At 37.9% G+C, this 26,388-nt stretch carries 28 protein-coding genes and 1 pseudogene; 4 read left to right on the top strand and 25 right to left on the bottom strand.

Annotation, left to right across the window (positions count from 1 at the left end; translation table 11 throughout):
* The first annotated feature begins 120 nt into the window (after window positions 1-120).
* Entirely contained in the window at window positions 121-1,422 is a 1,302-nt protein-coding gene (locus tag N1I80_RS08750) for an alpha-glucosidase/alpha-galactosidase (RefSeq protein ID WP_340737494.1), read from the top strand.
* 79 nt (window positions 1,423-1,501) lie between these two features.
* Here N1I80_RS08750 and phoU read toward each other — a convergent pair whose 3' ends face one another.
* From phoU to N1I80_RS08670, 16 genes are all read right to left on the bottom strand, one after another.
* Window positions 1,502-2,161 (bottom strand): phosphate signaling complex protein PhoU, encoded by a 660-nt coding sequence (gene phoU / locus N1I80_RS08745; protein ID WP_340737493.1) that lies wholly within the window; start codon window positions 2,159-2,161, stop codon window positions 1,502-1,504.
* A 16-nt stretch (window positions 2,162-2,177) separates the two neighbouring features.
* On the bottom strand, window positions 2,178-2,948 hold the full coding sequence (gene pstB, locus N1I80_RS08740; protein WP_340737492.1) for a phosphate ABC transporter ATP-binding protein PstB: 771 nt from the start codon (window positions 2,946-2,948) through the stop codon (window positions 2,178-2,180).
* A 62-nt stretch (window positions 2,949-3,010) separates the two neighbouring features.
* On the bottom strand, window positions 3,011-3,838 hold the full coding sequence (pstA, locus tag N1I80_RS08735) for a phosphate ABC transporter permease PstA (protein ID WP_340737491.1): 828 nt from the start codon (window positions 3,836-3,838) through the stop codon (window positions 3,011-3,013).
* A 1-nt stretch (window position 3,839) separates the two neighbouring features.
* Window positions 3,840-4,754 (bottom strand): phosphate ABC transporter permease subunit PstC, encoded by a 915-nt coding sequence (gene pstC / locus N1I80_RS08730; protein ID WP_340737490.1) that lies wholly within the window; start codon window positions 4,752-4,754, stop codon window positions 3,840-3,842.
* 57 nt (window positions 4,755-4,811) lie between these two features.
* Window positions 4,812-5,654 carry a phosphate ABC transporter substrate-binding protein gene (locus N1I80_RS08725; RefSeq protein WP_340737489.1) on the bottom strand — a complete coding sequence of 281 codons (843 nt, stop codon included), beginning with the start codon at window positions 5,652-5,654 and terminating at the stop codon, window positions 4,812-4,814.
* A gap of 346 nt (window positions 5,655-6,000) precedes the next feature.
* Window positions 6,001-6,633, bottom strand: coding sequence for an alpha/beta hydrolase (locus N1I80_RS08720; protein ID WP_340737488.1), 633 nt, complete (start codon window positions 6,631-6,633; stop codon window positions 6,001-6,003).
* A 664-nt stretch (window positions 6,634-7,297) separates the two neighbouring features.
* Window positions 7,298-7,969, bottom strand: a complete 672-nt coding sequence (locus N1I80_RS08715) for an HAD family hydrolase (RefSeq protein ID WP_340737487.1) — start codon at window positions 7,967-7,969, stop codon at window positions 7,298-7,300.
* 34 nt (window positions 7,970-8,003) lie between these two features.
* Entirely contained in the window at window positions 8,004-8,747 is a 744-nt protein-coding gene (locus N1I80_RS08710; RefSeq protein ID WP_340737486.1) for a GntR family transcriptional regulator, read from the bottom strand.
* 78 nt (window positions 8,748-8,825) lie between these two features.
* Window positions 8,826-9,641, bottom strand: coding sequence for a PfkB family carbohydrate kinase (locus tag N1I80_RS08705; protein WP_340737485.1), 816 nt, complete (start codon window positions 9,639-9,641; stop codon window positions 8,826-8,828).
* A 14-nt stretch (window positions 9,642-9,655) separates the two neighbouring features.
* Window positions 9,656-10,558 carry a carbohydrate ABC transporter permease gene (locus N1I80_RS08700; protein WP_340737484.1) on the bottom strand — a complete coding sequence of 301 codons (903 nt, stop codon included), beginning with the start codon at window positions 10,556-10,558 and terminating at the stop codon, window positions 9,656-9,658.
* A 1-nt stretch (window position 10,559) separates the two neighbouring features.
* A complete protein-coding gene (locus N1I80_RS08695; RefSeq protein WP_340737483.1) occupies window positions 10,560-11,444 on the bottom strand; it encodes a carbohydrate ABC transporter permease in 885 nt (294 codons plus the stop codon).
* 71 nt (window positions 11,445-11,515) lie between these two features.
* Window positions 11,516-12,793, bottom strand: a complete 1,278-nt coding sequence (locus N1I80_RS08690; RefSeq protein ID WP_340737482.1) for an ABC transporter substrate-binding protein — start codon at window positions 12,791-12,793, stop codon at window positions 11,516-11,518.
* Window positions 12,794-12,856: 63 nt separating this feature from the next.
* A complete protein-coding gene (locus N1I80_RS08685; RefSeq protein ID WP_340737481.1) occupies window positions 12,857-13,900 on the bottom strand; it encodes an SIS domain-containing protein in 1,044 nt (347 codons plus the stop codon).
* A gap of 470 nt (window positions 13,901-14,370) precedes the next feature.
* The gene (locus N1I80_RS08680; protein ID WP_340737480.1) at window positions 14,371-15,195 is read right to left on the bottom strand and encodes a carbohydrate ABC transporter permease; all 825 of its coding nucleotides are present in this window, start codon (window positions 15,193-15,195) and stop codon (window positions 14,371-14,373) included.
* Complete coding sequence (locus N1I80_RS08675) at window positions 15,192-16,070, bottom strand: carbohydrate ABC transporter permease (RefSeq protein ID WP_340737479.1); 879 nt, start codon at window positions 16,068-16,070, stop codon at window positions 15,192-15,194. Before N1I80_RS08675 ends, N1I80_RS08680 begins: the two co-directional genes overlap by 4 nt.
* Before the next feature lie 114 nt (window positions 16,071-16,184).
* On the bottom strand, window positions 16,185-17,504 hold the full coding sequence (locus N1I80_RS08670) for an ABC transporter substrate-binding protein (RefSeq protein WP_340737478.1): 1,320 nt from the start codon (window positions 17,502-17,504) through the stop codon (window positions 16,185-16,187).
* 449 nt (window positions 17,505-17,953) lie between these two features.
* On the opposite strand from N1I80_RS08670, the gene N1I80_RS08665 reads away from it, so the two are divergent.
* A complete protein-coding gene (locus tag N1I80_RS08665) occupies window positions 17,954-18,844 on the top strand; it encodes a TIGR01777 family oxidoreductase (RefSeq protein WP_340737477.1) in 891 nt (296 codons plus the stop codon).
* 125 nt (window positions 18,845-18,969) lie between these two features.
* On the opposite strand, the gene N1I80_RS08660 is transcribed toward N1I80_RS08665, so the two are convergent.
* Window positions 18,970-20,169: an RtcB family protein gene (locus N1I80_RS08660; RefSeq protein WP_445683699.1), complete on the bottom strand. Its 1,200-nt coding sequence runs from the start codon at window positions 20,167-20,169 to the stop codon at window positions 18,970-18,972.
* A gap of 414 nt (window positions 20,170-20,583) precedes the next feature.
* On the opposite strand from N1I80_RS08660, the gene N1I80_RS08655 reads away from it, so the two are divergent.
* The gene (locus tag N1I80_RS08655) at window positions 20,584-21,153 is read left to right on the top strand and encodes a dihydrofolate reductase family protein (RefSeq protein WP_340737475.1); all 570 of its coding nucleotides are present in this window, start codon (window positions 20,584-20,586) and stop codon (window positions 21,151-21,153) included.
* A gap of 3 nt (window positions 21,154-21,156) precedes the next feature.
* Here N1I80_RS08655 and arr read toward each other — a convergent pair whose 3' ends face one another.
* On the bottom strand, window positions 21,157-21,573 hold the full coding sequence (gene arr / locus N1I80_RS08650) for an NAD(+)--rifampin ADP-ribosyltransferase (protein ID WP_340740006.1): 417 nt from the start codon (window positions 21,571-21,573) through the stop codon (window positions 21,157-21,159).
* A 410-nt stretch (window positions 21,574-21,983) separates the two neighbouring features.
* Window positions 21,984-22,115 carry a hypothetical protein gene (locus tag N1I80_RS08645; RefSeq protein ID WP_340737474.1) on the bottom strand — a complete coding sequence of 44 codons (132 nt, stop codon included), beginning with the start codon at window positions 22,113-22,115 and terminating at the stop codon, window positions 21,984-21,986.
* A 63-nt stretch (window positions 22,116-22,178) separates the two neighbouring features.
* Between N1I80_RS08645 and N1I80_RS08640 the strand changes: the two genes are divergently transcribed.
* Window positions 22,179-22,343 (top strand): hypothetical protein, encoded by a 165-nt coding sequence (locus tag N1I80_RS08640; protein WP_340737473.1) that lies wholly within the window; start codon window positions 22,179-22,181, stop codon window positions 22,341-22,343.
* Between the two features lie 357 nt (window positions 22,344-22,700).
* On the opposite strand, the gene N1I80_RS08635 is transcribed toward N1I80_RS08640, so the two are convergent.
* The 6 genes and pseudogenes from N1I80_RS08635 to N1I80_RS08610 form a co-directional block, all read right to left on the bottom strand.
* Window positions 22,701-23,405: a hypothetical protein gene (locus N1I80_RS08635; protein ID WP_340737472.1), complete on the bottom strand. Its 705-nt coding sequence runs from the start codon at window positions 23,403-23,405 to the stop codon at window positions 22,701-22,703.
* Entirely contained in the window at window positions 23,389-23,868 is a 480-nt protein-coding gene (locus tag N1I80_RS08630; protein ID WP_340737471.1) for a hypothetical protein, read from the bottom strand. Before N1I80_RS08630 ends, N1I80_RS08635 begins: the two co-directional genes overlap by 17 nt.
* Complete coding sequence (locus tag N1I80_RS08625) at window positions 23,820-24,416, bottom strand: hypothetical protein (RefSeq protein WP_340737470.1); 597 nt, start codon at window positions 24,414-24,416, stop codon at window positions 23,820-23,822. The genes N1I80_RS08630 and N1I80_RS08625 overlap by 49 nt, the downstream gene beginning before the upstream one ends.
* 122 nt (window positions 24,417-24,538) lie before the next feature.
* Window positions 24,539-24,721 (bottom strand): annotated as a pseudogene (locus tag N1I80_RS23355) (type I restriction enzyme endonuclease domain-containing protein); the annotation flags it as partial.
* A 56-nt stretch (window positions 24,722-24,777) separates the two neighbouring features.
* The gene (locus N1I80_RS08615; RefSeq protein WP_340737469.1) at window positions 24,778-24,996 is read right to left on the bottom strand and encodes a hypothetical protein; all 219 of its coding nucleotides are present in this window, start codon (window positions 24,994-24,996) and stop codon (window positions 24,778-24,780) included.
* 129 nt (window positions 24,997-25,125) lie between these two features.
* Entirely contained in the window at window positions 25,126-26,175 is a 1,050-nt protein-coding gene (locus tag N1I80_RS08610) for an NERD domain-containing protein (RefSeq protein WP_340737468.1), read from the bottom strand.
* Window positions 26,176-26,388 lie beyond the last annotated feature (213 nt).

Raw genomic sequence — 26,388 nt, 5'->3', positions numbered from 1 at the left:
AGTTATTTCGCCTGTTTTGAGGAATTTAATGAATGAATAGATTTTTCATTTTAAATTGCTAGTAATCTTTTAAAACTGTGCAAAATAACAAGTGACAAACTAGTCTGGGAGGTTTTTTAATTGGCTAAAATCACATTTCTAGGTGCAGGTAGTACGATTTTCGCAAAAAATGTACTAGGTGACTGTATGATGGTACCTGCTTTGCAAGGCTTTGAAATTGCGTTATTTGATATTAATGAGGAACGGCTCCGAGATTCTGAACAAATGCTCAACAATATGAAAAAAAATCTAGGTTCCACTGTAAAAATTGTATCTTACACGAATCGAAAAGATGCACTCAGAGATGCAAAATATGTGTTTAATGCCATTCAAGTGGGCGGCTATGAGCCTAGTACGGTGATTGACTTTGAGATTCCGAAAAAGTACGGATTACGTCAAACGATTGCAGATACAATAGGAATTGGGGGCATATTCCGCAGCCTACGGACAATTCCGGTCATGATGGATTTCGCCAGAGATATGGAAGAAGTTTGTCCGGACGCTTTGTTCTTAAATTACACCAATCCAATGGCCACGTTGACAGGCAGCATGCTAAGGTATAGTAGCATCAAGACAGTTGGTTTATGCCATAGTGTTCAAGTCTGCGCAAATGATTTATTAAAAGGTCTGGATATGCCGACAGACAATGTTCAATGGAAGATTGCTGGCATTAATCATATGGCTTGGTTACTCGATATTAGTCGTCATGGTGAGGATTTATATCCTGAAATTAAGAAAAGAGCATTGGAAAAACAACAGACGAAGCATGATGATATGGTTCGTTTCGAGCTCATGTCGCGGTTTGGCTATTATATTACCGAGTCATCTGAACATAATGCAGAATACCATCCTTATTTCATCAAAAATAAATACCCAGAACTCATTGACCGTTTTAATATTCCATTGGATGAATACCTAAGACGCTGCATCCAACAAATTGCAGATTGGGAGAAAATGCGCGTAGATTTAGTCAATGATGGGAATTTAACACATGAGCGCTCAAACGAATATGGCTCTCGCATTTTAGAAGCTATGGAGACAAATATCCCATATAAAATTGGGGGAAATGCGCTAAATACCGGTGGGTTAATAAGCAACTTGCCGAATAATGCGGTTGTTGAAGTCCCCTGCTTAGTTGACGCAAGTGGTGTTACCCCTACATATGTAGGAGATCTCCCTGAGCAACTGGCTGCGTTAAATCGTACGAATATTGGTACACAGCTGCTCACGATTGAAGCGGCTATGACAGGTAAGAAAGAACATATTTATCAGGCGGCTCTGTTAGACCCACATACCGCGGCCGAGCTTTCTATCGATGATATCGTGGCTATGTGCGATGAATTAATCGAAGCGCATGGGGATTGGTTACCAAAGTTCAGCTAATTGAATAGACAAAACCACCCCACTTCCGAATTTGGAAGCTAGGGTGGTTTTGGCGATTTTAACATCAATCGGTTTGTTATTATGAATTGAAATCATATATTTGACCTTTAATCAAATAAGCTGCACTTTCAGCGACATTTGTCATATGGTCTGCTGTTCTCTCAAGAAAACGATTGACAAATAATAATTGGACTAGCTGATTTGTTTCTTCTGGATGTTCACTTAGGTAAGAAGTCAGTATTTTATAGGTTGCACCACTATATTGATCCACTTCATCCTCTAAGACGCCAACTTCTTTAGCGAGTGCGATATTTTCCTCTAAAAAAGATTGTAATGCTTTTCGGAGCATCTCAATGGATAATTCTTTCATCTTCTCTAAGTCTGTAATTTCCAGTAAAGATTTTGTATTACCAATCTTAATCGTCGCTTTTGCAATATTCACGCCAAAATCTCCAACCCGTTCAATTTCAGATGAAATTCTAAGAACACCAATAATCTGACGTAAATCCCTTGAAACAGGCGCTTCTTTTGCCATAATCCAAATGGCAAACTGGTTAATTTCCATTTCAAGATTATCAATTGCTGTATCATCCTCAATCACTTTTAAAGCTTTCTCAATATCTTGTGTTTTCAAAGCTTTAAAGGCTCTTTCTAGGGCAATAATTGATAGATCACTCATTTCGGTGATTTTACTTTTTAATTCCTCTAAATTTTTCTCGAAGTTTTCACGCATGGCCATGAGTTCCCCTCCCCTGTTATCCGAATCGACCCGTTACATAATCTTCTGTTCTTTGATCCTTTGGCGTAGAAAAAATGTTATCTGTATCATCGTATTCAACGATTTCTCCATTTAAGAAAAACGCTGTTTTATCAGAGATTCGTGCAGCTTGTTGCATGTTATGAGTAACAATAACAATTGTATACTCTTTTTTCAAGTTTGAGATTAGTTCTTCTACTTTCAATGTAGATATTGGGTCTAATGCGGAAGTAGGCTCGTCCATTAATATAACATCTGGTTTCATTGCAATTGCACGTGCAATACAAACACGCTGTTGCTGACCTCCAGACAAACCTAGTGCTGATGTTTTAAGACGGTCTTTTACCTCGTCCCAAATCGCTGCTCCGCGTAAACTCTCTTCCACAATTCTATTTAATTCTTTTTTATTTTTTATACCTTGCCCTCTTGGACCATAGGCTACATTATCATAAATACTCATCGGGAATAAATTCGGTTTTTGAAAGACCATTCCCACTTTTGTACGTAATTTAATGACATCATTTGAATGATAAATTCTTTCACCATCAATGATAACTTCACCTGTAATTTTCACACCATCAATTAAATCATTCATTCGATTTAATGTTCGTAAAAAAGTTGACTTCCCACAACCTGAAGGGCCGATTAAAGCAGTTACCTGTTTTTCATGAATAGCAAGATCGACACCGAACAGCGCTTGTTTCTCACCATAGAATAAGTTTAAATCCTTCACATTAATTTTCGATGTACCTTCTTTAAGTTGCTCCATATGCGATAATACCTTCCCTACTTGGTTTTATTTGATCGTTGACGTACAGATTGTCATGCTTGTTATTTGCTAGTTGATTTATTTAATTTTTTCGAAATATATGTTGCAGAAAGGTTGATGGCCAAAATAATAACGATTAGGACAATACCAACTGCTGCAGCCAATTCAATGTCTCCAGATTCTTGTGTCACTAAATAGGAATGAACCGTTAACGTTCTGGCTGATGAAAAGATCCCCTCTGGCATGGCAGCTACAGTTCCTGCAGTTAAGAAGATGGCAGCTGACTCGCCAACAATTCGTCCAATAGAGAGGATAATACCCGATAGAATCCCTGGCATGGCAGTAGGTAAAATCACCTTATATAAGGTTTGTAGCTTCGTGTTTCCAAGTGCTAACGAACCTTCACGATACGAAGCTGGTACTGTTTTTAATGCTTCTTCCGTTGTACGAATGATAACAGGCAAAACAATAATCGTTAATGTTAATGAAGCAGCAATAATAGACATACCTAACTTTAAGGTAGTTACAAAGAATACTGCACCAAACAGACCATAAATAATTGAGGGGATTCCAGTTAAACTTTCTGTTGCAAAACGAATGATTTTTACTAATCGTCCTTGCTTAGCATATTCTTGCAAGTAAACAGCCGCTAATATCCCAATGGGTGTTGCAATGACTAATGAAATAACAATTGTATAGACAGTTGTTACAATCATTGGCCAAATCCCGCCGCCTCCAGTTGGTGAATAATCACCAAAAATGAAATCGAAACTTATTAAACCAAATCCTTTATAAAAGATAAATCCAACAATCATGACGAGGACAGCAACCGATAAGAAAGCTGATAACCATAAGAATCCCCGTAACAAGTTATCTTTAAATTGTCTCATCTTAGTTGCCTCCCTTCGCACTTATTTTTGCTAATACAAAATTCAAAATTAATATAAATGAGAATAAAACAATTCCTGTCGCAAATAACATTTCTTGATGTGTACCGAAGGCATAACCCATTTCTAAGGCAACATTTGTCGTCAATGGACGAACGCTATCTGTTAGACTCGTAGGGACGATTAAACTATTACCAGCTACTAAAATAACTGCCATCGTTTCACCAATTGCTCTACCTAACCCTAATACGATCGCCGTCATAATTCCTGACTTAGCTGCGGGTACAATGACTTTAAAGATTGTCCCAATTTGGGATACCCCAAGCGCTAACGAACCTTCACGATATGTTTGAGGCACAGCACGAATCGCCGTCTCTGCTACAGTCACAATTGTTGGCAACATCATGATGGCTAACACAAGAATAACAGCTAGTAAGCTTTGTCCTTTCACCAAACCGAAAGTATCTTGTAAAAAGGGAACAATGATGGCAAGTCCAAATACACCATATAAGACAGATGGAATACCCGCCAGCAACTGAATGGCTGGCGAAATGACTTTAGCGACCCTTTTAGAAGCAATTTCCGCTAAGAAAATAGCTGTAAATAAGCCAATCGGAACCCCAATAATTAAGGCTCCAATTGTTGCAAAAATGGATGCAACAATCATGGGAAAGATACCGAATTTATCTTCACTCGGTACCCAATCAGTACCAAAAATAAAGTCTATGAAGCTATAGCCTCCTGTTACAAAGGGATGCGCTCCTTTATAAAAGACAAATCCAATGATTAACAATAAAGTTATGACTGAAAGAAGTGCACAAATCATGAAAACTTTTGAAGACACTTTCTCCAACATATACTTCCTTTTATTCACTTTACCGATTTCTACGGTCTGCTTATTAGTTGTTGGGATAGACACACTTTATTCCTCCAAAATCACATTCAAAATTATGTTTTGTTTTTCTATAAGAATCCATTATTTCACAGGAATTGCTCCTGCTTCTGCTGCAATGAGTTGTCCATCTTCACTTAAGATAAAATCTATAAATCGTTGACCAGCATCTGTTAATTGACCTTCTTTATAGAGAAATAAGAATGGTCTAGACAAACTGTATTGTTCTTTTAGAACATTTTCTGCAGTTGCTTCGACTCCATTAATATCGATCGTAGAAATAGAGTCATCGATATATTCAAATGAAATAAAGCCCACTGCATGTTTATTGTTCCCAACTGTTGTTTTAATATTGCCGTTCCCACTTGCGATAATTGCACTTCTGATTAATTCACCAGAGCTGTACTCTACAATTTCTTGGAAAGCATCACGTGAACCTGAACCATCCTCCCGAGAGACAACAACGATTTCCAGATCATCTCCACCAAGCTCTTGCCAGTTCGTCACTTCACCAGTAAAAATCTTCTTTACTTGCTCCATCGTCAGGTCTTTTACTTTGTTTGTTGGATGAGTCACTACGACAATTCCATCATAAGCAATCACTACCTCATTCAATCCACTTGCTATTTCTTCTTCCTTTAAGTCACGTGAAGACATACCGATTTCAGACACTCCACTAATTGCATTCGTAATACCCGCGGACGAACCAATTTGATTGATTTCAATATTTGTATTGTCTTGCTCTGAATATTTGTGAGCTAATTTTTCAGCAAGCGGCCCTACGGATGTTGATCCTGAAATAGCTACTGTTGCGTTACTACCTTTTGACGATTGTCCGTTATTCCCTTCATTGCTTGCACATGCTGATAGTACAGTAAATAGAGTTAGCATTAATAATCCCAATTTCACTTTTTTCAAACTGATCATTTGTTACCTCCAAGAAATAGGTTAGAAACTTTTCTTTGTCGCATTTTGTCTATTACTAGAGTAATGCCCGAATGTAAATTTTCGACGGTTTTATTGTAAAGGTATTGTAAATTTCATAAAAAACAAGGTACTTTACGTTAAAGTTTGTAAAGTTTTGGTGCTTGACTGGTTAACTTAGGCTGTGTTGAAATTAATAATTTAATACTTCCCGTTCATTTCATAATTATTTCAAGTTGTAAATATAGGTTCTTATTCACTCATAACTCGACTTTTTACTCTGGAAATAAAATTAGGCTACCGAACACTCATAAAATATGGTGTCAGGTAGCCTAATTTTATTTATGATTCATTCAAACTGACGTAAAAATGCCACAAGATCTTGATGATTCTCTGGCGTGACACCGTGACCGTCATTGTATGACTTAAAGGTTACATTCGCACCTAATGATTCGAAGTATTCCTTACTTTCTCTTCCCCAATGCGGAGGAATAATATAGTCATACTCCCCATGCGAAATAAAGGCGTTCAAGTGATCGACTGGACGCTTCGCATAATCCATCTTCACGAAATCTGGTATATAGCCACTTAACGCTACAACGCCACGAATCACATCGCCCATCGTTAACGCTAAAGACTGCGCAAGTATTGCCCCCTGACTAAAGCCAAGCACGTAAATTCGATTCTCATCAAGCTCAAATTCCTCAATCGCCTCGTGAATAAAGGATTGAATATACGTAAGAATTTCATCAAATACAGGTCGAATTGGCTTACCTATCTCTTCAATCGTAAAATAAGCATAACCCGGTTTCGATACAATAGGACCACGCAAACTAAAAATATGATGGCTGTCTTTAAAATCTTGGACAAGCTGCGGCAAATCCTCTTCGTTACTTCCCATACCATGTAATAAGAAAATAGCTGCCTGCTTGCCAGACCCCGCCGTTGGTGCTGTATGCGTGAATGTAAATGGTGATTTCACCAAAAACACTTCCTCTCTCATTAAAGTATGTCCATTTTATCATGAAATTAAGATATTCAGCTCTACTGACATTTCGGTTAGATAATATTATTGAATTGTAAAGATATTTTTTCCTAGTATTTGAGTCAATTTCATAATTCCTTGTTTCCAGTAAAAAGACGAATAATTATTTTTTAATTCATTTTACTGTTCGTCAATATGATATTGTACTCTCGTTGATTGGAGCGTAAGGCGGCGACTCCTGCGAAAGCCGTTACGAAGAACGGCTTTTGCGAACAATGTTTTCCGCGACCTAAAGGGAGTGAAAGCGAAGCGTTGAGAGCAGGAGGGCAGATGCCTTAATTTCCGCAAAGAACGCAGAAATACGGCCAATCGAACCCTACGCTGTTCGATTGGCTGAAGCCGTGCCCGCGGAAAGCGTCCGCCTGAAGCGCAAATCAACCTTGTTCGGATTTTATTGTTGATTGCTCAATTATGAAATTGATTCATTTATATGAACAAGCAATTTTGATTACATTCGAGGATAAAGTCCGAGGTTCATCTACTTAAACGAATTAATTCAGGATTTGCAGATTAAGTGGAGAAAATTCATAGAAATGCTGAAAGCCAATTTAGCTAAATCAAAATCCCTCATTTTCCTAAGTATAATGAGGGACTACACGTTTTATCTTCTTGAAAGACTACTATTCACAATCTCAATCATATCTTTCAGCAGCATATCCGTCATCGATTCCAGTCGGTGTTCGACAGAGCAGAAATCCATTGTGTGAGTTACCTGGTTCGGGACAATCACACAACTCATTCCTGCTCGTTTAGCTGCTAATGCACCGTTTGCAGAGTCTTCAAATACGAGACATTCTTCTACAACTAGCTCCAAACCGATTGCAGTTTGTAAGTATAATGCAGGGTCAGGCTTTACTTTCTCAACATCATCCGAGGTTTGAATGCAGTCAAAGTAATCGAATAAGTTTAAGTTTTTCAAATGAGTAGATACCCATTGATATGTAGAACTTGTAGCCAAACCAATTTTTAAGCCCATCTCTTTGGCTGCTTTTAAATAGTCTTCCACGCCTGCTCTTGCCTTCTCCTTAGCTAATATAGCATGGTACTTCTCTTTAAACTGTTCTTGTAAAACTTGATGTTCTAGTTTTCGTCCAATCTTTTCTTCCAAATAGTCAAATGGTGAGAAGCCACTCTGTGTCCCTATTTCTTGTTGCCAGCGTTCGATTGGTAATTCACTTTCGTGTTCAGAAAAAATTTCTTGCAGCACGAGGTACTGATGAGTTTCGGTATCTACTATTAAGCCATCAAAGTCAAAAATAATGCCCTTAATCATTTTGCACCATCCAATTCTCAATTATTCAGAACTTTTATTCGGTATAATCTGCATCTATATAAAACTTAACCCTGTCACCTAGCAAATAATATTTTGAATAATGGACAGGCAAGTTATTGGATCCATAGATTATTTTCTTTACTAAAATTACAGTTGACATTTTATTAATACCTAAATGTTTACAGATTTCAGATGACGGATGTACATATTCAACTTCTTTTTCAACCCGTGTAAACTTAACATTATAATTTTCTCTAATTACTTTAAAAGTAGATACATTATCCGATATTAGTGCTTCAATATCTGGATATATACTTTTGGGTAAATAGGCATAATCTACACTTAAAGGACCAGCTGAATCTGTCACAATACGAACTAATTTTAGGAATTCACTATATTCATGTAAAAAAACTCTTGGTATATCAGGATCATCAGAAACTACTTTGTTATATATAACTTTTTTCTCTATATTATTTTCCTCAGTAGACATGCCCTCTGTAAACCCTTTTAAATTCAATAAATGGATATTCTTTTTGGTGGCTTTGACAAAGGTACCTTTTCCTCTAATAACTTCTAAAATATTTTCATCAACTAATTCCTTTATAGCTCTCCGAACCGTGATTCGGCTTACATTATAAATCTCCCCCAATTCAGTTTCGTTTGGTATCTTGTCTCTAGCTTTTAAGTTATTTTTTTTTATTAATTCTTTAATTCCAATTTTAATTTGCTCATACAATAAAACAGAGTCATCTGAATTCACTTTTTTTTCACTCTTCATTATAACACTCCTATCAATACATCATGATATTACTGTTATTTAACTTTACATGAAGAGGTACAATAAAACAATTTATCATTAATATTCCTTCGGATAACCAAATCCACCATAGAATCCACATGTTTTTTCAGCAGATTTTGTAGCTCTTTCAATGGACTCTTCCATTGTCACTTCATTTTTATAATGAACTAAAAACGCTCCAATCAAACTATCTCCTGCTCCCATCGTATCCACAACAGTAATCGGTGTTAAGTTTTGTTTGAAAATTTCCCCGTTTTTAATAAATAATGCTGGTAAACTACCGCGAGTTACCACTGCTATTTCAAAGTTCAGTACTTTTATCTGTTCAATAAATGTATTCAATTCTTGATCATTTAATTCCGCAGCTGAGAAGAATGCGTATGTGATGTGCTGTGCAATGGACCCAATATAATCCAACTTTAAATTATTTGAAAAGTCATAGGCAATATCGATAATCGTCGCAACATTTGCAAGTTCGCTTTCCATCGAAGAGTAGCAACTAATATGACATACATCAAATTTCGATATAAACTCTAAATCTTCTTGAATCAATCGAAGCTTTAATGTATGCTGTACAGTGTTTTTAGCTCCCCCGACAAATACTCGATCACCACTTGAAGTCAGTGATACTTGCGGTTGGCCACTAAGGCCATCTGCTTTTCGAGAAAGACTAAAATCGATTGATTCCTCTTTTAATGCGTACTGGATATGTTCCGCCATACTGTCAGAGCCAAAAATTCCAATATAAGCTACATTTTCAGCACCATTCCTTTTGGCATTTACAGCTACATTGACACAGTTACCACCCGGATAATAGATTTTCTGATCCAAATAACAATCCACAACATTATCACCAACAGCTATTAAATTCATGGAATTTCCTCCTTTTAGCCTTTAACAGAGCCCTCAGACAGCCCTCTAACTAAATATTTTTGTAGTAAAATCAATAATATAATCATAGGAATAGATGCGATTACCATTCCAGCTAGTAGAACGCCCCAATCTGTACGCAGTGCATCCCTGAAATTCATCAGACCAGAAGGGATTGTTTTTAATACATCCGAATCAATAAAAACAGTCGCAAACAAAAACTCATTCCAAGCGAAAAATGCAGTGAATACAATTGCGGTCATAATAATTGGGATTGACAACGGAAGATAAATTTTGCTATAGATACCAAACTCGCTGCATCCGTCAATTATGGCTGATTCTTCTAAATCTTTAGGGATACTTAAGAAGAAAGCTCTTATTAATATAATGGTCAAAGGCAATCTAAAGGCGACATATGTTAATATTAACGCCCACCGAGTATTGATTAAATCCATCCACGTTAGCATTTCAAATAATGGGATTAACGCTACTTGAGGATTCATCATGAGTCCCCCAATGATGAAAATTAAAGCGAAATCAATCCATCTTGATTTGTACCTAGACAATGTAAACGCTGCCATCGACCCTACTACAACGACTAATACGATTGTTGATAGCGTAACAATTAAGCTATTCAAAAAATAACTAGATATACCTTTAGACCATGCAGTGAGATAGTTTTCGAAATGCCATTCTGTGGGGAGTGACCACACCTTATTATAAATTTCATCATAGCTTTTTAATGATGAAATGACCATCCAAAAAAGTGGATACAGGATAAGTAAGGCAAAAAACAATAACCCTAGAAGAATTAGATTCTTAGAAACTTTAGCATGTAAGTTTAATTTTGCAATAGATGTAAAGAATCTTGTCATTTTATTGTGTCCCACGTAATCTTCATTTGTCTTTGTTTTAGACACTCTACTCATCCTTTCCAGTTCCGGAAACTTTTATTTGGATCAAGGCAAAAATCGCTGTCAATGCAAAGATTAATGTTGCTACCGCTGAAGCATATCCCATATTATCTTTTACAAAGCCTTGTTGATACATATGCACTGACAATGTCATGGAGCTAAATCCTGGACCGCCATTTGTGAGGATATAGGGCTCATTGAAAACCAACATTGCCCCCGTAATCGTAATTAGTGTGTTTACAAACATCGTTTCCTTCACTTGTGGAACGGTAATACTTAAAAATTTTCTAACCTTTCCTGCACCATCTATATCAGCCGCCTCATATAAATCTTTAGGAATTTTCTGGATGGCTACAATGAACAACATTGTGATGAAGCCTATACTTTGCCATTGTGACATGGCAATAACTGCATAGATTGATGCAGTCGCATTTCCTAACCAAGGGATTGCCAAGTTTTCGAGTCCAATTAGTTCTAAAAAGCTGTTTAAAAGCCCCATTTGCGGATTGTAGATGAAACCAAACAATAACGCGATAACAGAAATGGAAATCATCACCGGTATAAAATAAATGATACGTAAAGCTGGAGCAACTTTTCTAAATAATTTATCTTCCAAAATCGTTGCTAAAATTAAAGCAAATGCGACTTGAAAAACCATTGAAATTACTGCATATTTAATATTATTTAAAAAAGCAATAACAATTACTTTATCTTGTAACAAGTATTCAAAAGCAGCAAATCCAACATACTCTTTCGTTGGTGAAAATACACTAAAATCAAAAAAGCTATTATAGAAGTTTTGTACGAGTGGAAAGTAAATGAAGATTCCTAATAACAATATACTTGGTAGTATGAATAGAGTTGGAATAACGTGTTTTTTTCTAAAGATCATACATACACCTTCTCTCATATAGATAAGCCCTAATATTCACTGAACATTAGGGCTTCTATAACCCTTTAGTGCTACTTTTTAAGTTTTTCCGCTTCTTGCTGGACAGCTTTTAGTATATCTTCTGGAGTGGTTTGCCCTGTGGCTAACTCCTGACCACCACGCATAAAGATGTCTGCAATATTGATATTGACCGCATTATCAAACCATGGTGCGGTTGAAGACGCTTCCATTATTAAATCGTACGCCTCCAGACTATTAGCATTAACATTTTCTGAGGTGACCGCACCTTTAATAGCATTTAGTTGACCATCCGTTTTTGTAAATTCAAAAGCGGTTTCTTCAGAAGTCAAGAACTTCAAGAATTCTATGGCTTCTTTAGGTGCAGTTTTACTTAACATCCAGCCCTCTGGAGCCCCGGTTAATGAAGTTTGATTGCCTTTCCCGTTTGAAACTTCTGGGAAATTGAAGAACCCTATTTCTACGTCCCCGATATCTTCCACCATCTTAATTTCCGCGAATTGCATATACAAGACTGGCACTTCGCCATTTCCAAACATGTTACGAGCCGCCTCATGATCAATCGCAGTCGATACATCTCCCATATACGAAGTCAATTCTTGAAATATTTCAAGTCCAGTAACATACCCGGCATCTGTAAACTCACTGGTATTTTGGTTATAATCTTTCTCCAATACAGATGGATCGACCACTCTATCGAAAATAGAACCTAAGTAATGTGATATTGCCCAAGTATTCGTTAACCCTTCTACTAAAGGTTCCTTATAGCCAGCTTCCTGCAGCCTATCTAATGCTTCAATGAACTCATCGTAAGTGCTAGGTACAGCAATATTATTTTCTTCAAAAATTGCTTTATTATAGAAAAATGCTTTTCCATCCACTGTAAACGGTATTCCATAGGTTTCCTCATCAAACGTAAAACCACCGTACTGGGAGTCAATTATTTTTGAAGACCAGTCTGCATCACTACTAATGACCTCGTTCAGTGACATAATCTTCTCTGAAGAAACTAGATTCTCTGCAAAAGAATCTGACCATGCCGTAAAAATATCTGGTAATTTATCACTTGATACTAGCACTTTAATCTTTTCTTTGTATGAATCATTTAGAACTGAGTCAACATTAATTTTAACATTAGGATTTTCATCCATAAACTGTTTTATTTTCTCATCATAGAAAGATTTTCTTGGTTCGTTTGGCCATCTGTGGAAAAAGTCGATTTCGACAGTTTCTTCACCATTTGCACTTTCGTTCTCTTTGTCTGCATTACAGGCGGTTAGTATCGTGATGAATAGAAGTAATATAATTGGAAGACCTAGCACTTTTTTCATTGAAAAACCCTCCTTTTCTTTTGATAATGCATAATAACGTTGACACTAGGTTGATCTAAACGCTTAGTACTCCATTTTCCACATATATCTTCTTACCGATAATGGGTGGCCCGTATGTTCTGCTAATCCGTCTGCATATAGTCTCAAAACAAAGCTCGTTAATGCAGGACCAAAATATTCACGCAAATCTTCATCAATTCCATCGTAATTGAACATTTCAACATCGACAACTTCTACTTTTTCGCTAAATTTAGTTACAAAATCTAAAGCACGTTCATCTAACGGACGACTCGCTCCTTCTCCTTTAATCACGAGAAACGGGACATCGAAATCTGTTATTTCGAAAGGTCCATGGAAATACTCTCCAGAGTGGATCGCATTCGAGTGAATCCACAGCATTTCCATTAATAGACAACTCGTGAATGAATACGCATGGTGGATATAGGCTCCACTTGCCATCGTGTAAATAATGCTTTCTCTTTTATACTTTTTACCAAATTCATTAGCAGCCTCTGAAAATAGTTCTATATTTTTCTCAATCAATGTCCCCAATTTCGGTAATTGTTTGACAACACGAGAATATTTTTCATTAGGCGATAGAACATTTAAGATTTCGAAAATTAATGTGTAAAACATTCCTGCCTCACCATCAATGGCATCTGATCCATCTTTGTAATTGTAGTGAACAATATACTCTGAAGCTTTGCAAAGAGGTGATTCAGTTTCCATGGAAATGGCCACCGTGAGTGCACCTTTTTTTGTTGCAAAATTTGCTGCTTCGACTGTTTCAGGTGTTGTACCTGAATGAGATCTCAGGATTACTAAACTATCTTTTCCAAGCAATTTAGGATTGCGATGGATGAATTCATTTGAAGTATAAACAAAACTTGGTACTTCACTTTCCTTACTTAAAAAATATTCTCCGAGTGATAATGACGCCATTGACCCACCACATGCTACCAAAAATACATTTTGAATATTTTTCTCCTTTACCGCCTTCACAACATTCTGGATTTGAGTTGCATGTTCTTGTTTCATATCCACACCCCTTTGGCTAATTCTAATACTTTCTGCTTCTTCGACTGAAATCCCCTGTTCTTGTTTCAAATCAACACCTCCATTTTTAATAACGTCATATGACGTTATATTGATTATTATTATAAAACCTAATATTATAAATAGTCAAGACAATTTTAATTTTCTGTTAAGTTATCCGTTCTTCACTAAATAATTTAATAAAGGATACATCAATAAAATAAATTGTATATAACTTTACTATGAGTTCATTTTTTAGACCGAGATTTTGTGTCACTACGAGCACGGCTAACGATTGCTTACATCTGCACAGCTTAAGATTGGTAGGCAAAAAAATCGATTAAAAAGAGCTCACTGATAAACTTATATTTTTAAATATCTCAATGTGTCTACATTCAAAAAAGCGACAATTTGTTCAAAATCGAACAAATTGTCGCTTTTCTCTTTCTTCATTAGCGTCCTAATCCGTTAGAGTTTAACTACAAATACGCTCGTCAATGTAGATCAGCTTTGAATCCTTAAAAGAGGAGGCTAGCCCCTTCTCACCCTTTTACCGCTCCACCAGTCAAACCTGCGATAATGAAGCGCTGCATGATTAGTGCAATGACGAGCACGGGTAATGTAATGATGACAGATGCAGCCATTAAGCCTCCCCAGTTAATTTCAGAATAGGAAAGGAAGTTAAATACTGCAATTGGCAGCGTTTTGGTTTTTTCTCCCGCAAGAATTAGCGAGAACATAAAATTGTTCCACGAAAAAATAAAGGCCAGAATAGAGGATGTGATCATTCCAGGACCAGAAATGGGTAAAATTACTCGGAGAAAGGCGCCCGTAGTCGTACAACCGTCGATTCTCGCTGATTCTTCCAATTCCCCTGGCATACTTTCGAAGAAAGGAATCATTACCCAAATGATGAATGGCATCGTTACGAGCGTATGACTAAGCGTCAGCGCTGTATATGTATCGATGAGCTCTAGCCTTGAAAAGATGATAAACCAAGGAATCAAGAACGAAATTCCTGGAACAATTCGAGCAATCAGAATCAACAAGCCCAATCCATTTTGTTTATATTTTGCAATGGCATAAGCGGCCGGTAGTCCAAGTATCAGGCCTAAAAAGGTGGATGCAACTGCTATCAGAAACGAGTTAACGATGAAATCCATGAACGCATATTTGGTAAATACGCTTATATAGTTATCAAAGTTTGGCGTAAAACCAAAGAGATTGGACGTATCCAAAATCTGTTGTTGGGTCTTAAATGAAGCCAAAATCATCCAAAGAAAAGGCAAAATGAAAAGAATTAGAATGAAATAAACTAATATATTTGTAGAAATCGATTTCACCGTGATTTTCTTCCGTTTACTCATAGAGAAGCACCTGCCTTTTTACGTAAGGAGATTACCAGAATACTAAGAGAGAGAACAATCGCAAAAAACACCATCAATAAGGCTGATGCCTTCCCGATTTGGAAATATTGAAAGCCTAACACATACCCGTAAATATTCAGAGTCTGTGATGAGGTACCTGGCCCTCCTTGGGTCGTTGCGTAGATAATATCAAAGGTTTTCAATGCATCAATCAAACGAAGCAGTACAGCTGAGTAAATGGCCGGCTTCAAAAGCGGCAGGGTGATGTTCCAAAAAATCTGCAAACCGCTTGCCCCATCCACAATGGCTGCTTCATAAGGGTCTTTAGGCAAGGAAACTAATCCTGCAAGGACGATGAGGGCAATCATTGGCGTCCATTCCCATACATCAATCAAAATCAGGGATGGGATTACAAGGTCAGGGGATGCAAGCCATTCCTGTACCGGCAAACCAAGTGCCTGCAAAAAGATGTTCGCAACGCCAACATTAGGTTCGTAGATCAAGACCCAAACTAAGCCAACAGCTACTGGCGTTGCAATCATCGGGAGAAGAAAAAGTGTCTTGACAAGTCCCTTACCGATAATATGTTTGTTCATCAATAGGGCAAGGAGAATCCCGAGCACCGTCTGCACCCCGACGGCAACAACAGTAAAATAAAATGTAATCCAAAGCGACTCACGAAACAGCTCGTCTTTAAAGAGAGACATATAATTATCGAGGGTGACCCATAAAGGAGGCGTAATATTCGACATGCTCCACTCATGGAAACTTAGCCAAAACGTGTAGCCTATCGGAAAAATCATCATCAAGCCAACAAATAAAACTGCTGGCAAAGGGTAAATCCATTTCACATTCTTGTCAATCCAGTACAACATTTAACTTCCCCCTTCTTCGAAAGTCTATGTGATAGATAAAAAGAGGAGGATGACTTTCAATTGTCAGCAAAGAAAACACCCTTTGCCAATCGAAAATCATCATCCCTGTTGCTATTATTCTTTGTCTAAAATGGCTTGGAACGTCGCATTAGACTTCTCTGCAGCAGCTTTTACATCTTTACCTTCAATCGCAGCATTGATCACATCACCAATCGCATCGCGTGCTTCTCCTACATTAATGATGGCAGGACGATCGTACGGCACCCCGTGCTTATTGTTTTCAACGATCGCTTCTGTCAGGTCTTCCGGAAAATGAGCAACACCTTCCGGCATTTCCCAAACCGATGTCAAAGCTCCTGTGATTCCATCAGCCTGAAGATTCAACACAACTTCTTTACTCGTAACCCATTTCACGAACTGCCATGCAGCATCTTTCTTTTCAGAGTTGGCACCAATAGCGATAGCCCAAGCCGGAGGGGCTGCCACTTTATTTCCACCGGGGCCAGCTGGGAACGGGGCAAAACCAACTTGATCGGCTACTCCTGACTTCGAAGGATCCGTTGCGTTCGTATAAAGAGCAGATGCATCTGTATAGAAAACTGCTTTTCCTTGCGTAAAGACAGCCATCGCTTCTGGCCAGCTCATGTTCAATGTTCCAGGAGGACCATAATCTTTTAACAGCCCACCGTAATATTCAAAAGCTTGAATCGCTTCAGGTGTATTCAAAGTCGCTTGTCCATCCTTCATGAAATCAGCGCCATGGCTGTAAAGGAAACTTGAAAACTGAGTAACCGCTGGAGAACGTTTCCCACGTGCGACAAACCCATATAATCCATTTTGAGGATCACTCAATTTCTCCGCCTGTTCTTTCAGTTCATCCAACGTCTTCGGTGGTTGAAGACCCGCCTTTTCTAGAATATCTTTACGGTAGTATAAAACCGTTGATTCTGTTACAACTGGAAGCCCGTACAGATTATCCCCGTTTTTCACACTGCCAAGAGCGGACGGAACAAAATCATCCGTAGAATTTCCTTGTTGTGAAACATATTCATTCAAAGAGGCAAAATATCCGTTTTTCTCAAACTGTTTCCCGTCTTGAAGCGGGCGGAACAGGACGACGTCGATACTCTTTGCGTTTGCAGCAAACTCAACAGAGGTCTTTTGGGAAAGCTGATCTTCGAAATAGCTGTCTACTTTCACCGTAATGCCTGTTTCCTTTTCAAAATCTGGTAGTAGTGGCATAATTGCCTCAGTCCATGGGTGATTGGCAGCAACCAATCTGATTGTTTGAGGCTCATTCCCCGATGGCTGTTCTCCGGTAGTCACTTCATCTTTTTTGGGACCACCACTACAGGCGGCGAGAACAGCACTTACCCCTATCAATGCTACTAGCGAGAAACAGAGTTTTTGAAAACAATTCCATTTTTTCTTCATCATAATCCCCCTCAACTATTCGTATAGTTAGACCCTATTTAAGAACCTCATTTCACTTAATCTTCCTGCAATCATTAAAACACTTCGTCGTTCCAATATAGTTCTAGATAATGGCCCTAGGATCATTTACACAACTCCCCCCTTGTAGCTTGGTTACATTCCCCCAATGTACATCTGTCCACCATCCCTCTCTGGATACTATGTTTTACTTTCATCAATTAGAATTCCCCACACATTTTTCTAGCCATGAGTTCGACAAGTAGCGTGGACTTTTGAATATTGCGGCGAATTGAACCATTTGTTGCGAACCGTACCAATCACTCAAACTTTCTTGTTATCTGAAAAAACAAGGCTTTTCCAACTTTCAAAAGAATAATGGAATTATTTGCATCATAAGTAGGTTAACTGTCGTCCTATTTGTAAGAACTAAGAAGAAGCGAGTGGATGATATGACAAAGAAGATAGTCATTGCTGGTGGAACGGGCTTTATAGGTCAATATTTTGAGGACAAGTTTACAAATTTAGGATATGAAGTCATTATCATTTCTAGGCAGTCACAACATCTTTCATGGACCGATCAAACAAGTATTGTAGAGGCGTTGGAAGATGCAGAAATGCTCATCAATCTCGCCGGCAAGTCCGTCAACTGTCGCTACAATGTGAAGAATAAGAAAGAAATACTCAATTCTAGAACAGAGACGACTCACATCCTTGGACAGGCATTAGTAGCCTGTAAAAATCCGCCCTCTTTATGGATTAATTCAAGTACAGCTACGATTTATCGACATGCGGAAGATCGGCCCATGACCGAAGCGAGTGGTGAGATTGGAACTGGTTTCTCGGTTGATGTGGCTAAAGCATGGGAGGAATCCCTATTTACGTTCGACCTGCCTCAGACAAGGAAAGTCGCCCTAAGAATAGCCATCGTACTCGGTAAAGATGGCGGAGTGATGGAGCCCTACCGTAACCTAGTACGTCTCGGGCTCGGCGGGGTACAAGGATCAGGCAACCAAATGTTCAGCTGGATTCATGTAGAAGATGTATTTCGGATTCTACTTTTCCTTCAGGACAATAAACAGTTGACTGGAGTATTCAATTGCTCAGCTCCTCTGCCTATCACGAATCGGGAATTCATGACACAACTGCGAAAATCGATGGATCGAAAGATAGGCCTCCCGTCACCGAAGTGGATGCTTGAAATGGGTGCTGTCTTTATGCGGACCGAAACAGAGTTGATTTTAAAAAGTCGTTGGGTTGTTCCAGAAAGATTGGAAAAGCACGGTTTTAAGTTTACGTTTAGCACAATCGAGGAAGCGCTTCGAGATATAGTAAAAAGCTAGGAGCAGAGAGAATTACCACTTCTGCTCCTCTGACAAAAGAAAACAAGCTTGATGACCCCTTCAATCGAGTGGTCATCAAGCTTGTTTTGACTTACAGTTGATATTCCTTTCAAAAAAAATCACACTTAGTCTTTATACGGATCAAGCTCATTTGCACCAGCCATACAAACACCCACTGGTTTCAGGACGTGTAAAATATCAATCGTGTCTTTATGTGCATCCAGTACAGTTTGTAGTTTTCGGTACACAAATGGACTTTCGTCCGTCCCTCCACCGCGTAACATGACGCCAAATTCTTTCACTGCATCATCCATCTGCTGCTGGGATATTGCCCCGCCAGAACGAGTACGCTTTTTCCAATTCATCTTCCCTGCTGCCTGCGTACGACTCATAATCCTGCCTGCACCATGAACTGTGCTGTAAAATGCATGTTCATTGTCTTCACAATCTTTCCCTTGCACGATAACCGAAATATCACCCATACTGCCACCGATAAAACCTAACTGACCCGGTGCAGATGGCGTTGCTCCCTTCCGAACAACGATTGTTTCTTTCCCTTGGTGCATCTCTTTCCATGCATAGTTATGATGATTATGCACTTCAAATAGCGCTTTAGCACGCAGAGTATGGAGAACTTGTTCGATGACATAATCTCTTCCTGCGTACGCATATTTTCCAGCCAACGTCATCGCGCGATAATACATATCGCCTAGCTCACTATCCAAATCAATTAATGTTGGCGCTTGCTCCATCGTTTCACCGGGGGCACGGTCTGAAAAACCACGATGATTAACTACATTTAAAAAACCACTCGCTGTCTTATGGCCAAATCCCCTGCTGCCAAAATGGTTGGCAATCCATAGATCCCCTGTCTGTTCTTCGACAAGAAGATCGACATAGTGATTACCAGAGCCGACAGTCCCTAACTGATCGATGGCCAACTTTTTTAGCGTATCATGTTCTTGCTGACCAATTTGACGAAAAACATTCCAGTCCGGATCATCAAACAACTCATGATCTACCCGTTTGTTATTTTTTCGTCCAATACCAAAAGAAATTTTCCCCGCAATTTCATCCATCACACTCGGAAGCATGTTTTTAATCTCTTCGTACTTAATATTCGTTCTGACTGCTTTATTTCCACAGGCAATATCATAACCGACGCCCGATGGAGATATTTGTCCATCGTATACAACAACTCCGCCTACTGGCGTACTATATCCGTAATGTCCATCCGCACATAGTACGCCACCTATGACATTTCCATTTTCTAAACAATTTTGAAACTGTCGAAGTGTATTTTCTTCATGTTCTCCAAAAATCATAGTTTGCATGAAAGCATTCCTCCAATCATTTGAGCACTAAACATCCTTGGCTTAACTCTTCTATAATTCAAGTATATAACAGGTTTAGGCTATATACACCTGTTCACCTTGACAATATATGTGTAATCGTTTTTCACGCTTCAAAAGAACGCAGATTCTTAATTCCATCCCGCCATAAACTTAACTGTTTATACAAATAAATCAAAACCATTAATCTATTCATTTCGATTCTAAAAAAACCTCTGCACCCATTTCCGAACACCATGGCCTTAAATCAATCTTATAGGGTTCTACGAAATCATATTTCTTTGGAAACAATAATGTTATACTTGCTATACAAATTTGACTGATTTTCAATAAAATCAATCTTCCACAAACAGGACTGATTGAGGAACAAACTAGGGAGGAAAAATAATGTCCAATGAAGTAAAATCAAGAAAAATAATTTTAGATTTAGCAGTTACGCTAGATGGATTTATTGAAGGGGTAAATGGTGAAGTTGATTGGTGCATAATGGACTCTGAGATGGGGTTTACTAATTTCCTAAATCAAATAGATACTATTTTGTATGGAAGAAAAAGTTACGATTTATGGGGACAATATACGCCAACAATTGAAGATACTGATGCTGAAAAAGAAATGTGGGGATTCGTTCACAGTAAAGAGAAATATGTGTTTTCCAAAACGCAAAAAGGGACTGATAATAAAGCAATATTCATAAATGATGTTATTCCTGAAGAAGTAAATAAAATAAAAAATAAGCCCGGTAAAGACATCTGGTTATACGGCGGAGCAAGTCTTATTACAACTTTTATCGATTTAGGCCTTGTTGATGAATTTAGATTATCTGTTCACCCTGTTGTTTTGGGAGAAGGAAAACCTCTGTTTATTGATATTAAACAGAGGTTGAACTTGAAATTGATTCATACAAGAACTTTCTCCTCGGGCGTTGTTCAACTAATTTACCACTTGAATAGGGATTAAGGATTAATCGTATATTATAGCTTTTCCTTGTTCACGTAAACTTTTTAAAGATGTAAGCATATGATTTATTTCTTCATCGAAATGTCTTTCCCATGAACTTAATTCAGCTACTATTTTCAAGGGAGATGTAGACCGATAAGAACGTGTTGGGTTTCCAGGAAATCTTTTGTCAGTTAAGTTCGGATCATTTTCAAAATCACCTAATGGTTCTACAATATAAATTCTTTCTTTTGATTTAGATGTTGCTAATTCAGCACCCCATTTAGCAGCATCTAATGTTGCAGTAAAATATATATAGTTCGATTTTTTATCTTGGTAATTTGATAAGTGTTGTGGTTCTAATAAATCTCCAATTTCCAGTTCTACTTTAGTACCATGAAAAAAAGGACCATTATCTAAGACATCTTTTTTGTCATTTATACTGATACACCCCTTATATTTTTTAGATTTGTATATAAAAGTATAGTATAGGAATTAAGGAAGGAGTAGTCTATAAATAATTTTTTAATAATGGTATAATGTAAGTAGAGAGAATGATATCAAACGAAAATTGGGAACGTTACTTTTAATTATGATTGCTAAAAACGCTACGCTGCTATTAAATAGTCTCTATAACAATTTTTAAACCCACCACACATCATTACAATGCATGGTGGATTTTTTATGTTCAAGCATTCACTAAACCACCTCAAAGAAGCATATGTTCTTCACCATCACCGTATCCATCGCGAACTTCTGCAAATCAGCTGGATAGCCGTACTTTTTCAGCAGTATCGTGTAAGGCCAGGGTATATTAGAGGGTTGTGCTAGACCCTACCACTTCACACAAGTTAAAACAGTTTCATCTGCTCTGATACATCCTCAGTCCCATCTGTCGTCACATATCCCATCAATTTATAACCTGATACACGCTTGCCATACATCGTTTTCAAAACAGGTACTTTATCGTCTACGTCGAACAAGGCGTCGAGTTTACAAATACGTACGGTGATATTGATGACCGTTTTTATACCAGTATGGAAACAATGTATGAAAGGATCATTACGATTTGCAATGAGGAAGAGGAGTTTATCCAAATTTTCAAAGAAAGATTGAGGGAAATTGTAACAGATACAGATGGAATCGGTTGGGGATTTCATGATCAATTGGCCTATTTATTTAATGAATTGGATCTCTATGAAGATTATTGAATAGTTACCAACTTAGTCTTTCAAGAGAAAAAACGTAGCTTTGAATTCCTTCGGTAGGATTTAAAGCTACGTTTTAAACAGGTTTGTTTTGATAAGCTCTTCATTTAAAAGCCCTGATTTCACGAATGCGTTCTAGCAGTTCATCAAAGTAATCCTGGCCTAAAGACCTTCCACTTTTAACCACTTAAAACGAAGCCTTTTACACTGCCACCTTCATTTCGAACTGTTTCCATAATGGAAACAGCTGAAGACCTCCGCTAAATTCTTTTGGGGTAATGCGATTAATCCACGCCGCTTGTCCCTAAATCCTCGGTTGCCCTATACAATTGCCTGTCACAAGTAACGCGCCATGAAAATTCAGCTAATGATATCTTGATGTCCTAACAACTTAAATCTAGTATCTTCCTTTAAAAAACCTTTATATATAAGTTGGCGTTTCATAAAATCCGGGTCATCAAATGCTACCAGAAAAATTTGGTGGTCTGCACCCGCTTCATCTAGCCTATTTTCTAGAAGTCGAAGATAACCAAATTCTTTTTCCTTAAAACCTTCCGGTTGAAACTTTACCTCGACAAACTCCCCATAGTGTCCGTTCCAACTACCCGCATCTACTGTTTGCCGATTCCCATCCCCGTCTGTAATAACCTCGGGTCTGTACAGAACTTTCGCTTGATTAATTGATACGACAACACCATAACCCGTAGTAGCAAATTTATGTTTTTCACTAAAGTACTTTTCAAAAATCTTCTCCGGAATTAAACCACGCATTTTCTCCCACTGTTGTACTGTTTCGCAAACATCCATAACTTCTTCTAGCAAATCTGCAAACTCCAATTTGTCAGCAGCAACTTTTTTTCGATTAGGAACAAATGCACTGATCCATCTTTGAAACATCGACTTATGTATATCTTTCCTCCACCAATCCCCACTAACCCTCATGAAAGAATTCAAGTCTTCGATACTTCTTTTATATTTAAAGATGTATAAGGCAACGGATTCAGCAACACTTTCTAACTGAGGCTGTTCCCAATCGGATGGGTGAAATTCAATCTCTACCTTCATTTAAATCTTCACTTTCTTCATGTTGTGCATTTTTAATTAATGACTGAATAATATCCATGGTAGGCAAGATAATTGGATCCATATTCATTTGTGCAGAAAGCGAAGTAATCAATGACCTAACATAAGGAACTAGTTGGGGTACGGTTTGAATCTCAACAAATTCAGTGAAGTCACTAGCATTTATTTCTTCGTTGGATACAAAAACCCCACGATAAATGCACTCTATTGAAATTGAATTCTCATCACTCCCCAGTGTTTTACAGTCAATCACCGTTTTGAAAAATGCTGTTATTCGATTGTTTTCTACTTCGCTGACTTTAAAACCAAAAGACAAATCGTTATACAATGGCATAATAATCTCTTTTTCTTCTTTTAAAATTGTCAGTCCTTCTAGCGATGCCTCTTCCAATTGAATCATTGTTTTGGAAATAACATATTCACTGTAAGCTGTTGATTTATCCACTTCATAATCTCTCCTTTTACGTATAATAAAAGCCCTGCACCAGTAGTGGCAGAGCCTTCGATAATATTCCAATAAATTTCTTTATAATGAACTTCACGATGGGGCAATGTGATTTTCCCTTCCGATATCTCAATTGCTGTTGCAGCTGTTTCGAAATAACTCATTAGATAGCCACTCACAGAGATTAATAACTCCGTAACAGATAATAAAAAATTATCCAGTTCACCGCTTTCAACATCCATTTCAAGAATAACTCTTCTATAATTCAAGTATTCAACAATCTCTTCCGATTCAGGAAGCCTTTTATCTAATTCCTTCAATAATCTAAAGCCTTTTTCATCCATCCACTCCCAAAAGTAGAGTACCTCAGGATACTGTTTTTTCGATTCATTGACAAAACAATGAAAGTCATTAGATTTACTGGTTGTAGATTGAAAATAATGATCCATAGACAATACTAAATCCTTGAGAAGCCCATTCAACATTACATCGGCCTTACTATGAATGGGGGTTGTAAGTCCCATGAACTGTTTATAGTTAATGTCCATTGCTTAAAATCCTCCCTTTCACTTCACTTCTTGTATCAAGTATATAGCAATAAAATTAGTTTGTAAATATTTACATCACTTTAGTTTTTATGCAATCCATTTAAGAATACCAGGGCCTTAAACTATTCTTTCACCTCCATCTCACCCATCAACTCCGCCTGCTTCACCACAGTATCCACCACCAACTTCTGCAAACCAGGTGGCTAACCGGACTTCTTCAACAGTCTCCAAACTGTGGTTCTCATCTTCGCTCTCGCGGAATCGCACAAATTCCAGTCGATGCTCAAATTCTCTTTAATCGCTTTCAACACTATCCGCTGTAGCAGGTAGCTCAAAGGTGAATAGAAACTTGACTTTTATTTTATTCAGCATCCCAATCTACATCCTCAAGCTGGACATATTCGCCATTTTTCATTTCTTCTCGAGCCTCATCAATTTCTTTTTGTTCACGTGGAGTTAATTTTGTGAAATCAGGATCCCATTCGCGAACAAGGGTATAAATATATTCAATCGCCAATTTTTGTTTATCTTCTGGTAAAGCCTCGAGTAAATCTATGATTAGTTCTGAATCTATCTTCATATATGAAAAAAACCTTTTCAAAATAATTAGCGAGCCTCTTATGCTGCTTGTTTCAAAGGTTCTTTAATTACTCTTACAAAATTAATCATTGCCTTACATAAGAATTCTATGATTTTGTCCTATAACTTATCATTCACTTCCCCCAATAATCGCCACTAACTCCGCCCCAAACTCCTCCTGCTTTTTATCCCCTATCCCTTCCACTTTCCGTAAAGCTTCCAACGTAGTCGGTCTCATTTCAATTAAGCTGTCCAACGTTTTATTCGTAAATATATGGAATGCCTTTCGTTCCGTTTCATCTGCTAGCTTTTTACGGAATTTTTTCAACTTCAATTCAAGCTCTTCATCTGAAAGCAACACGGGCTCTTGTTCCAGTGTTGCAGCTACGGGCACTTCCTCTTCCTGATAGAAACTAACCGCCTGCTCCTCAGAAACTTCGATGGAATGCTTATCAATATGCTGTCCATGTATGTATGCCGCCAACTCTTGCATTTTTCCATCCTTGAAATGAACAGGCGAATTCTTCTCTAATTCAGCTTTTATAAACGACACAATGCCATCAGAGCGAAAAACTTTATCCTCTATTTCCTTTGGCGCTTTCTTTAAATCAATCACCGTTTTTTCATTCGCAAATGCAACTGCATAGCGAATTGGCGTTTTAGTAATCACATCATGATCGACCAACAGAGATTGAAGCACTTCTACTTGTCGTTCAACTTGGCGAATAGGGCTATACATACCTTCTTTAAAAACTGTTCGACTCCCGCGATTCACAGTTCGTATAAATTCTCCCTTGTCATTCACCGTAATATTGCCATAGTACTTCTTCACTTCAATGACTAAAAAGAATTGCCGCGTTACCACAACAAAGTCAAGCTGCGCAGTCAATCCCTTATGCTCAATATACACATCATGCAAAATCAGCAGCGGCAAAAACGAATTCATTAGTTCAAACAGTAACGACTGCTCCCCCGCCTTGCCGATTTTCAATAATTTGATGTTCTCCTCTATTTTCTTGCGATTCATATCCAGCTGTTCTTCAGCCAATTCTGTTTGCAAGCGAGTAATCTCTGCATCCATTGAAGTTCCATGCTTAATAACGACTGGCGATTTTAGTTCTTCCTTATCCTTCAGTACTTCTACAACTCGTGATAAAAAGGATTTTTTAATAAAAGACATCACGCAAGACCTCTTTTTTCTATAAATTCAGACTTACTGTAATGCTACCATATTACTAGGGATGATAGTCATGGTTTTAAGGTGAAATGTTTACATTATTTAAGCATGGATTAAACTTGAACTCAGGCGCGTATAATTAGGCTAAAAATAAAACGTCAAATCACACTAACCTCTAAAGTTGGCTGGTGTGATTTGACGTTACTTCAACATTCT

It is taken from the genome of Sporosarcina sp. FSL K6-3457 (assembly GCF_038007285.1).
Classification (GTDB): Bacteria; Bacillota; Bacilli; order Bacillales_A; family Planococcaceae; genus Sporosarcina.
The sequence above is the reverse complement of the archived record's forward strand: the minus strand, read 5'-3'. Positions and strand labels throughout refer to the sequence as shown.